Here is an 8,174-nt window from a genome sequence, read left to right on the forward strand (position 1 = left end):
GCCCTGGGCTCGAAGCCGCCGCCGTCGTCACTGACGCGCAGGACGGCACCCGGGCCGCGCCGTTCCAGCGTGACGTCGACACGGGCCGCGCCCGAGTGCCGCAGCGCGTTGTGCAGCGCCTCCTGGGCGACCCGCCGCGCGGGCCGCCACCTCGGCCTGGTGTCCATGCGCGACCGGACGAACGGCGTCGGCGGCAGGCTCGCGGTGGAGTCGGCGCCCGGGAAGGGCACCACGATCGAGATGGAGGTCCCCGGTGGCTGACGCAATCAAGGTGCTGCTCGTCGACGACCACCAGGTGGTCCGCCGGGGACTGCGGACCTTCCTGGAGGTACAGGACGACATCGAGGTCGTGGGAGAGGCGTCCGACGGCGCCGAAGGAGTCGCCCGCGCCGAGGAGCTGAAGCCCGACGTCGTCCTCATGGACGTCAAGATGCCGGGCATGGACGGCGTGGAGGCCCTGCGCAGGCTCCGCGAACTGGACAACCCCGCGCGCGTGCTCATCGTCACCAGCTTCACCGAGAAGCGCACGGTGATCCCGGCCCTGCGCGCGGGCGCCGCGGGCTACGTCTACAAGGACGTGGATCCCGACGCCCTCGCCGGCGCCATCCGCTCGGTCCACGCGGGGCACATCCTGCTCCAGCCCGAGGTGGCCGGCGCCCTGCTGTCCGAGGAGGGGAGCAACTACGGCCAGGGGCGAGGCGGTTCGCTCACCGAGCGGGAGCGCGAGGTGCTCGGCCTGATCGCCGACGGCCGCTCCAACCGAGAGATAGCCCGCGCCCTCGTCCTCTCCGAGAAGACCGTCAAGACGCACGTCTCGAACATCCTGATGAAACTCGACCTCGCCGACCGCACCCAGGCCGCACTGTGGGCCGTACGCAACGGGGCGGCAGGCTGATTGACCTGCTGATGACCTGCTTGTGAGCTGCTGATCCGTGGAACGGCCGGTCTTCCGTATTGCCCTCCGGAGGGCAATACGGAGCGTCTTCCTCCGGAGTGAGATTCATACCGTCGTGGGAATGTCCCCCGGATGGCGCATCCTTCCGGGCCCGCGGCCGTTCTCCAGTGCGTGCTGCGGCGCTCTGCCGCAGCGGTTCGCTAGGAGAGGGCTCAGAAGTGAAGAACCTGAAGAAGGCCGCAGCCGTCACGATGGTGGCCGGTGGCCTCGTTGCCGCCGGTGCCGGTTTCGCCTCCGCCACCGACGGTGCGCACGCCGGCGGCAAGGCCGTGGGCTCGCCGGGTGTCGCCTCGGGCAACCTCGTCCAGGTCCCGGTCGCCGTCCCCGTGAACGCGGTCGGCAACACCGTGAACGTCATCGGCGTCCTGAACCCGGCGTTCGGCAACGACGGCCTCAACGGCTGACGACGGCTTCAGGGGCTGACGTACGCCCTTGGGGAGAGGTGACCACCGGCCTTCCAGGTTCGCCTGGAAGGCCGGTCCGGTTCTCGGCCCGTCGGACCACCGGCCCGAACGGACGGGCAGAAGGCACCCGCCGGTTTCTCAGCGAACCCCGCGCTCCCTCTCCTCCACGAACGCGTTGTAGGCCGCCACCTGTGCCCGCCTGGCCGTACGTTCGACCGGGCGCAGCGCCTCGGAGCGTGCGGCCATCTCCGACGCGCTCACAGCCCCGCCGTGCCCGTTGCCGTACGCCACGGAGACGAGCAGTCCGACACGCCGGGACAGCGCAAGCACCCGCACCGCTCTCGGCGGATAGCCGGGAGCGAGCGCCTCGCCGTCCCGCTCGGCCCGCGCCCGGTACGCGTCGATCGCCGCCTCGGCGACCGGACCCGAACCCGCCACGTCGAGCCGCGACAGCACGTCGGTCGCGTCACGCAACGCCTCCGCGAGCTCCCGCTCCGCCTCACCGAGAGACGGCACATCGGCGGGCGGCGCCTCGCGCACCGCCAGACAGTGCCAGACGACCTCCACATGCACATCTCCGTCGGGACCGGCCTCGTACACCTCGGGTACGAGCCCGAGGCCGACCCCGTGACAGACCACCGCCTCCTCGGCCTCCAGGGCGCGTGCGTTGAACTCCGGCGGTCCGCTCAGCCCGAGCGGATGCCCGGGCGCGGGCAGCGCGACCCGCAGGCCGGTCGCCCCGAGGGCACGCAACCGCCCCAGAGCGAGCGAGAGTCCGACGGGCGCCGTCTCCCCGGGCAGTCCCTCGACCCGGTGCACGGCGTCCTCACCGACGATGGCGACCACCGCGTCGTCCGGCGAAACGATTCCGGCCAAAAGGGCATTTCCCCATGCCGCCAGCAGTCCTGAGCGTGGTTCCGAAAGCATGGCTCCCACCCTAAGGACCGGCCGATGGATTGGTCGGGTCGACCGGTGGCGTAGGTTTTCCCTGGGGGCTGCGTCCACAGACGTCAGCGACGGCCGAGACTGCAATGGGAGACAGCGCGCTCATGAGCGATGTACTGGAGCTTGAGGACGTATCCGTGGTCCGAGAGGGCCGGGCTCTGGTGGACCAGGTCTCCTGGTCGGTCAAGGAAGGCGAGCGCTGGGTCATCCTCGGACCCAACGGCGCCGGGAAGACGACCCTCCTCAATCTCGCCTCCAGCTACCTCTTCCCCAGCCAGGGCACCGCCACCATCCTCGGCGAGACCCTCGGCAAGGTCGACGTCTTCGAGCTGCGCCCGCGCATCGGCGTGGCCGGCATCGCCATGGCCGAGAAGCTCCCCAAGCGCCAGACCGTCCTGCAGACGGTACTGACCGCCGCGTACGGCATGACGGCCGGCTGGCACGAGGACTACGAGGACATCGACGAACAGCGCGCCCGCGCCTTCCTCGACCGCCTCGGCATGACCGAGTTCGTGGACCGCAGGTTCGGCACGCTCTCCGAGGGCGAGCGCAAGCGCACCCTCATCGCCCGCGCACTGATGACCGACCCCGAGCTGCTGCTCCTCGACGAGCCCGCCGCGGGCCTCGACCTCGGTGGCCGCGAGGACCTCGTACGCCGTCTCGGCCGCCTCGCCCGCGACCCGATCGCCCCCTCCATGATCATGGTCACGCACCATGTCGAGGAGATCGCCCCGGGCTTCACCCACGTCCTGATGATCCGCCAGGGCAAGGTGCTCGCGGCAGGCCCCCTGGAACTCGAACTCACCTCGCGCAACCTCTCGTTGTGCTTCGGCCTCCCCCTCGTCGTCTCCCAGGCCGGCGACCGCTGGACCGCCCAGGGCCTGCCCCTCTCCTGACGACTCCCCTGACAACCCTCCTGACAACCAGGAACACCCGCCCCAACCTGATCGGCGCCCTGTCGGGGACGGGACCCGCGGATCTACCATGACCATGTGGACGACATCGATGCATGGGTGTGGTGGCTGATCGGCGCGGCCGGGCTGGGAATCCCGCTGGTCGTGACCGCGATGCCGGAGTTCGGGATGCTCGCCGTCGGCGCTGTCGCGGGCGCCGTGACCGCGGGGCTCGGAGGCGGCGTCGTCCTCCAGGTCGTCGTCTTCGCCGCCGTCTCGGTCGCGCTCATCGCGGTCGTACGCCCCGTCGCGACCCGGCATCGCTCCCAGCGGCCCCAACTGGCCACCGGGATAGACGCCTTGAAGGGCAAACAGGCCGTCGTCCTGGAGAGAGTCGACAGTTCGGGCGGCCGGATCAAACTCGCCGGCGAGGTCTGGTCCGCACGCGCCCTCGACACCACACGCGCCTACGACGTGGGCGAAGAGGTGGACGTGGTGGAGATCGAGGGGGCCACGGCGATCATTGTGTGACCGCCGGGGCGTCCAGTGAACGGAACGTTGCACGTGGCGAGTTGTGGTCTGACACACTCGTCCAGCAAGATCTTCGACAGTCACCTGTCGCACGTCACGAGATCTTCCGGAAGCACCGAGGCGGAGAAGGGTACGGGGAGCCACGATGGAACCGATCATCATCGTCCTGATCATTCTGGTGGTGTTGGTCTTCATCGCGTTGATCAAGACCATCCAAGTCATTCCCCAGGCCAGCGCCGCCATTGTCGAGCGCTTCGGCCGTTACACGCGGACTCTCAACGCGGGCCTCAACATCGTCGTCCCGTTCATCGACTCGATCCGCAACCGCATCGACCTCCGTGAGCAGGTCGTACCGTTCCCGCCCCAACCGGTGATCACCCAGGACAACCTGGTCGTGAACATCGACACCGTCATCTACTACCAGGTGACCGACGCCCGCGCCGCGACCTACGAGGTCGCCAGCTACATCCAGGCCATCGAGCAGCTCACCGTCACCACGCTCCGCAACATCATCGGCGGCATGGACCTGGAGCGGACCCTGACCTCCCGCGAGGAGATCAACGCGGCCCTGCGTGGTGTCCTCGACGAGGCCACCGGCAAGTGGGGCATCCGCGTCAACCGCGTCGAACTGAAGGCGATCGAGCCACCCACCTCCATCCAGGACTCGATGGAGAAGCAGATGCGCGCCGACCGTGACAAGCGCGCGGCGATCCTCACCGCCGAAGGTATCCGCCAGTCCCAGATCCTCACCGCCGAGGGCGAGAAGCAGTCCGCCATCCTCCGGGCCGAAGGTGAGGCCAGGGCCGCCGCGCTGCGCGCCGAGGGCGAGGCGCAGGCGATCCGTACGGTCTTCGAGTCCATCCACGCCGGTGACGCGGACCAGAAGCTCCTCGCCTACCAGTACCTCCAGATGCTCCCGAAGATCGCCGAAGGCGACGCGAACAAGCTCTGGATCGTGCCCAGCGAGATCGGCGACGCCCTCAAGGGCTTGAGCGGCGCCATGGGCAACTTCGGCCCGATGGGCGGGATGGGCGGAGGCGGCGGCCAGCAAGCCAACACCCCCACAGAACGCCGAGAAAACCCCCCGGTCACGGACTGACCCCAAGGGGCTCCCCTCCCAAGAGGCGAGCCCCTCCGGCGTGCTACGGGGGCGCAGCCCCGGCTTCAGGGGCGCGGGGAACGGCGCAATCTTTGGCTTTGGGGGCGCGAGGAACGGCGCAATCTCTTGGGGGCGCGGGGACGGCGCAGTCTTTTAGGGGCGCGGGGAACTGCGCGACAAGCCACAACGCCCCCGCACCCGACAACGCACCGGCATTCTCCGGTCTAGCAAAGCAAAACGCAGCGCTACGCCGGCTGCGCAAGCCACTCCGGCAAAGCCTCAAGCTCATCCCGCCCCAGCGCCAGCAACATCGCATCGGCCGGCGTCGGCTCGAACGGCCGCCGCAACAACGGCATCCCCGCCTGCTCCGGCGTACGCGCAGCCTTGCGGTGGTTGTCGTCCGCACACGAGGCCACCGTGTTCAACCAGGAGTCCTGACCACCCTGCGCCCGCGGCACCACATGGTCCACCGTGGTCGCCCGCCGGCCGCAGTACGCGCACTTGTGCCGGTCACGCACCAGCACACCCCGCCTCGACCACGGCGCTTGTCTTCGGAACGGCACCCGTACATAGCGGCAGAGCCTGATCACCCGCGGCGCGGGTATGTCCAGCGCGGCCCCGCGCATACGCAGTTCGGGGTGGGCCTGCTCGACGACTGCCTTGTCCTGCAGCACCAGCACGACGGCTCGGTTCAACGTCACCGTCGACAGCGGCTCGAAGCTCGCGTTCAGCACCAGCGTGTCGCGCATCCAGCCCACCTCCCATGTGCACCGGCCCACCACCTGGCGGGCTTGGATCAACTCTGGCCGGGCACGCCGAGATGGACAACGCAATAAAAATGCCCGCCCCTGATCAATTCCATGACCAGAGACGGGCAAAACGTTCAGTGAACGGTCAGCTCTCCGCGGGAGCCGCGTACTCGGCGATGAACTGCGCCCTCGCCAGCGTGTGGAACCGGAGATTGAAGCCCACGAAGGCCGGTGAGGCGTCCGAGTCCGGACCGAGCTTCTCCTGGTCCACCGCGTACACCGTGAACACGTACCGGTGTGCCGGATCACCCGCCGGAGGTGCGGCGCCCCCGAAGTCCTTCGACCCGTAGTCGTTGCGCGCCTGGACGGCGCCCTCGGGCAGACCCTCGAACTTCCCCGTGCCCGCGCCCGTCGGCAATTCCGTCACCGAGACCGGAATGTCGAACACGACCCAGTGCCAGAAGCCGCTCCCCGTGGGGGCGTCCGGGTCGAAGCACGTCACGGCGAAACTCTTGGTCTCCGCCGGGAAACCCTCCCAGCGCACCTGCGGTGAGGTGTTCCCGGCCGCGTAGACCTGAGCGTCCTTCAGCGTCGCACCCGCCTCGACGTCCTCACTCGTGGCGGTGAACGACGGCACGACGGGATGGAAGTCATGGGGAAGCGGCGGCCTCTTGGACTCCGTCACCTCGGCACCTCCTGATCGGTTCCTGCTCCTTGGAGACTCTCGCTCCGAGCCTAGAACCAGTTGCGGCGACTGCCGACCTCCGACAGCCACTGGTTGAGGTACGCGGCCCAGTCGGTCCCCTGGAAGTCGTTGAGGCCCACCTGGAAGGAGCGGAAGGAGTCGCTGCCCTCGCTGAACAGACCCGGCTTCTTGTCCATCTCCAGGACGACGTCCATCTCGCGGTCGTCCGCGACGAAGGTCAGCTCGACCTGGTTGAGACCGCGGTACTGCTGCGGCGGGAAGAACTCGATCTCCTGGTAGAACGGCAGCTTCTGCCGCGTACCGCGGATGTGACCGCGTTCCAGGTCCGCGCTCTTGAAGCGGAAGCCCAACTGGATGAAGGCATCCAGCAGCGCCTGCTGCGCCGGCAGCGGGTGCACGCTGATCGGGTCCAGGTCACCGGAGTCCACCGCACGCGCGATCGCCAGCTCCGTGGTCACACCGATGTTCATGCCGCGCAGCGACTGACCGGCGATGTTCGTGATCGGCGTCTCCCACGGGATCTCCAGCCCGAACGGCACCGAGTGCACCCCGTTCGCCTGGAGCTCGAAGGCACCGCCGAGCTGAAGCTTGGTGAACTCGATGTTCTGCTTGTGCTCCGTGTCGTCAGGGCCCTCGACCTCCACCTTGGCCTGCAGCCCGACCGCCAGGCCCTCGATCGCCTGGTTCACGGATCCGCCCTGGATCCGCACCTCACCCTGGACGACACCGCCGGGAACGACGTTGACCTCGGTCAGCTCCGTCTCGACCGAAGCCCCACCGGCTCCCAGGCTCGCAAGCAGCCGCTTGAACCCCATGTCTTCTCCTCCTCGGGCCAACGCCCCGTTGTTGTTCCGCACGGATCGGATCCTTGATCCATACATACGCGATCCAGCCGCGTCCGGTTCCGCGCCCTCACCCTGGCAAGCTGGGCGCTCCCTGACCACCCCGCAGGCAGTCACACACCTGCACTACCCTCGGAAACCATGATCGCGGCCCCTGACCGTACGCCCCTCACACGGGACTTCTTCGACCGACCCGTACTCGAAGTCGCCCCCGACCTCTTGGGGCGCGTACTCGTGCGCACCACCCCGGACGGTCCGATCGAACTCCGTCTCACGGAGGTCGAGGCCTACGACGGCCCGAACGATCCCGGTTCACATGCCTATCGCGGGCGCACGCTCCGCAACGACGTGATGTTCGGACCGCCCGGGTACGTGTACGTCTACTTCACCTACGGCATGTGGCACTGCATGAACCTGGTCTGCGGCCCGGAGGGCAGGGCGAGCGGGGTCCTGCTCCGCGCCGGGGAGATCACCGAAGGCGCCGAAGTCGCTCGCAAACGTCGACTTTCGGCCCGACACGACAGAGAACTGGCCAAAGGCCCGGCCCGCCTGGCCACGGCACTGGGGGTGGACCGGTCCCTCGACGGTACGGACGCATGCGCCTCCGAGAGTTCACCGCTGAGCCTCCTGCACGGCACCCCGGCGACCTCCGACCAGGTACTCAACGGCCCGCGCACCGGAGTGGCCGGCGACGGAGGCGTCCACCCGTGGCGCTTCTGGATCACCGGCGACCCGACGGTGAGCCCTTATCGGGCCCACACCCCCCGCCGCCGCCGAACTTGACTCGCCTCTGGGCGATCCGTAACGTAGCCCAAGCCGCTTGAACCGGGTACTGCGTTCAGTCAGCAGCCGGAGGTGGCCAAACCACTACTTACGACTTCCTCTCAGCGAGGGTCAATTCAGCGTGTCCGCATGCCTGAATTCGAACTCGCGGAACTCGATTATGAGTTGCCGAGGGGATCGGCTAACGTAGTGAATGTCGAAAGGCCGCGAGGCCAAAAGGCAAATCCCTCCGATTGGGAATCACGGCCGGAAACGGTCTGATAGAGT

At 68.4% G+C, this 8,174-nt stretch carries 10 protein-coding genes and 2 pseudogenes; 7 read left to right on the top strand and 5 right to left on the bottom strand.

The window, feature by feature from the left end; genetic code table 11:
- Window positions 1-134: pseudogene (locus AOK01_RS42720) on the bottom strand (ATP-binding protein); the annotation flags it as partial.
- Here AOK01_RS42720 and AOK01_RS41190 point away from each other — a divergent pair.
- From AOK01_RS41190 to chpE, 3 genes and pseudogenes are all read left to right on the top strand, one after another.
- Window positions 133-261 (top strand): annotated as a pseudogene (locus AOK01_RS41190) (diguanylate cyclase); the annotation flags it as partial. The pseudogenes AOK01_RS42720 and AOK01_RS41190 overlap by 2 nt on opposite strands.
- On the top strand, window positions 254-895 hold the full coding sequence (locus tag AOK01_RS15455; protein WP_055511898.1) for a response regulator: 642 nt from the start codon (window positions 254-256) through the stop codon (window positions 893-895). The pseudogene AOK01_RS41190 and the gene AOK01_RS15455, both read left to right, overlap by 8 nt.
- Window positions 896-1,113: 218 nt before the next feature.
- A complete protein-coding gene (gene chpE, locus AOK01_RS15460) occupies window positions 1,114-1,359 on the top strand; it encodes a chaplin ChpE (RefSeq protein ID WP_055511900.1) in 246 nt (81 codons plus the stop codon).
- 138 nt (window positions 1,360-1,497) lie between these two features.
- Here chpE and AOK01_RS15465 read toward each other — a convergent pair whose 3' ends face one another.
- Entirely contained in the window at window positions 1,498-2,286 is a 789-nt protein-coding gene (locus AOK01_RS15465) for a hypothetical protein (RefSeq protein ID WP_055511902.1), read from the bottom strand.
- Between the two features lie 122 nt (window positions 2,287-2,408).
- Here AOK01_RS15465 and AOK01_RS15470 point away from each other — a divergent pair, with 122 nt between their 5' ends.
- The 3 genes from AOK01_RS15470 to AOK01_RS15480 all read left to right on the top strand — a co-directional run bounded on the left by AOK01_RS15470 (window position 2,409) and on the right by AOK01_RS15480 (window position 4,827).
- Window positions 2,409-3,200: an ABC transporter ATP-binding protein gene (locus tag AOK01_RS15470; protein ID WP_055511916.1), complete on the top strand. Its 792-nt coding sequence runs from the start codon at window positions 2,409-2,411 to the stop codon at window positions 3,198-3,200.
- A 96-nt stretch (window positions 3,201-3,296) separates the two neighbouring features.
- Window positions 3,297-3,728: an NfeD family protein gene (locus tag AOK01_RS15475; protein WP_055511904.1), complete on the top strand. Its 432-nt coding sequence runs from the start codon at window positions 3,297-3,299 to the stop codon at window positions 3,726-3,728.
- A gap of 145 nt (window positions 3,729-3,873) precedes the next feature.
- Window positions 3,874-4,827, top strand: coding sequence for an SPFH domain-containing protein (locus tag AOK01_RS15480; RefSeq protein WP_055511907.1), 954 nt, complete (start codon window positions 3,874-3,876; stop codon window positions 4,825-4,827).
- A gap of 245 nt (window positions 4,828-5,072) precedes the next feature.
- Here the strand turns inward: AOK01_RS15480 and AOK01_RS15485 are convergent, their stop codons facing one another.
- From AOK01_RS15485 to AOK01_RS15495, 3 genes are all read right to left on the bottom strand, one after another.
- On the bottom strand, window positions 5,073-5,576 hold the full coding sequence (locus AOK01_RS15485; protein WP_055511908.1) for an HNH endonuclease: 504 nt from the start codon (window positions 5,574-5,576) through the stop codon (window positions 5,073-5,075).
- Window positions 5,577-5,721: 145 nt separating this feature from the next.
- Window positions 5,722-6,261 carry a YbhB/YbcL family Raf kinase inhibitor-like protein gene (locus AOK01_RS15490; protein WP_055511910.1) on the bottom strand — a complete coding sequence of 180 codons (540 nt, stop codon included), beginning with the start codon at window positions 6,259-6,261 and terminating at the stop codon, window positions 5,722-5,724.
- Window positions 6,262-6,311: 50 nt separating this feature from the next.
- Window positions 6,312-7,097, bottom strand: a complete 786-nt coding sequence (locus tag AOK01_RS15495) for a sporulation protein (protein WP_055511912.1) — start codon at window positions 7,095-7,097, stop codon at window positions 6,312-6,314.
- Window positions 7,098-7,265: 168 nt separating this feature from the next.
- Between AOK01_RS15495 and AOK01_RS15500 the strand changes: the two genes are divergently transcribed.
- Entirely contained in the window at window positions 7,266-7,907 is a 642-nt protein-coding gene (locus AOK01_RS15500; protein WP_055511914.1) for a DNA-3-methyladenine glycosylase, read from the top strand.
- Window positions 7,908-8,174 lie beyond the last annotated feature (267 nt).

This window comes from Streptomyces aurantiacus, from assembly GCF_001418335.1.
Lineage (GTDB): Bacteria > Actinomycetota > Actinomycetes > Streptomycetales > Streptomycetaceae > Streptomyces > Streptomyces aurantiacus.

What these genes read in the sequence shown, in the direction of transcription:
- AOK01_RS15480 (WP_055511907.1), top strand. Translation starts at nt 3,874, where the DNA reads ATGGAACCGATCATCATCGTCCTGATCATTCTGGTGGTGTTGGTCTTC.
- AOK01_RS15495 (WP_055511912.1), bottom strand. Translation starts at nt 7,097, where the DNA reads ATGGGGTTCAAGCGGCTGCTTGCGAGCCTGGGAGCCGGTGGGGCTTCG.
- AOK01_RS15500 (WP_055511914.1), top strand. Translation starts at nt 7,266, where the DNA reads ATGATCGCGGCCCCTGACCGTACGCCCCTCACACGGGACTTCTTCGAC.
- AOK01_RS15470 (WP_055511916.1), top strand. Translation starts at nt 2,409, where the DNA reads ATGAGCGATGTACTGGAGCTTGAGGACGTATCCGTGGTCCGAGAGGGC.
- AOK01_RS15485 (WP_055511908.1), bottom strand. Translation starts at nt 5,576, where the DNA reads ATGCGCGACACGCTGGTGCTGAACGCGAGCTTCGAGCCGCTGTCGACG.
- AOK01_RS15465 (WP_055511902.1), bottom strand. Translation starts at nt 2,286, where the DNA reads ATGCTTTCGGAACCACGCTCAGGACTGCTGGCGGCATGGGGAAATGCC.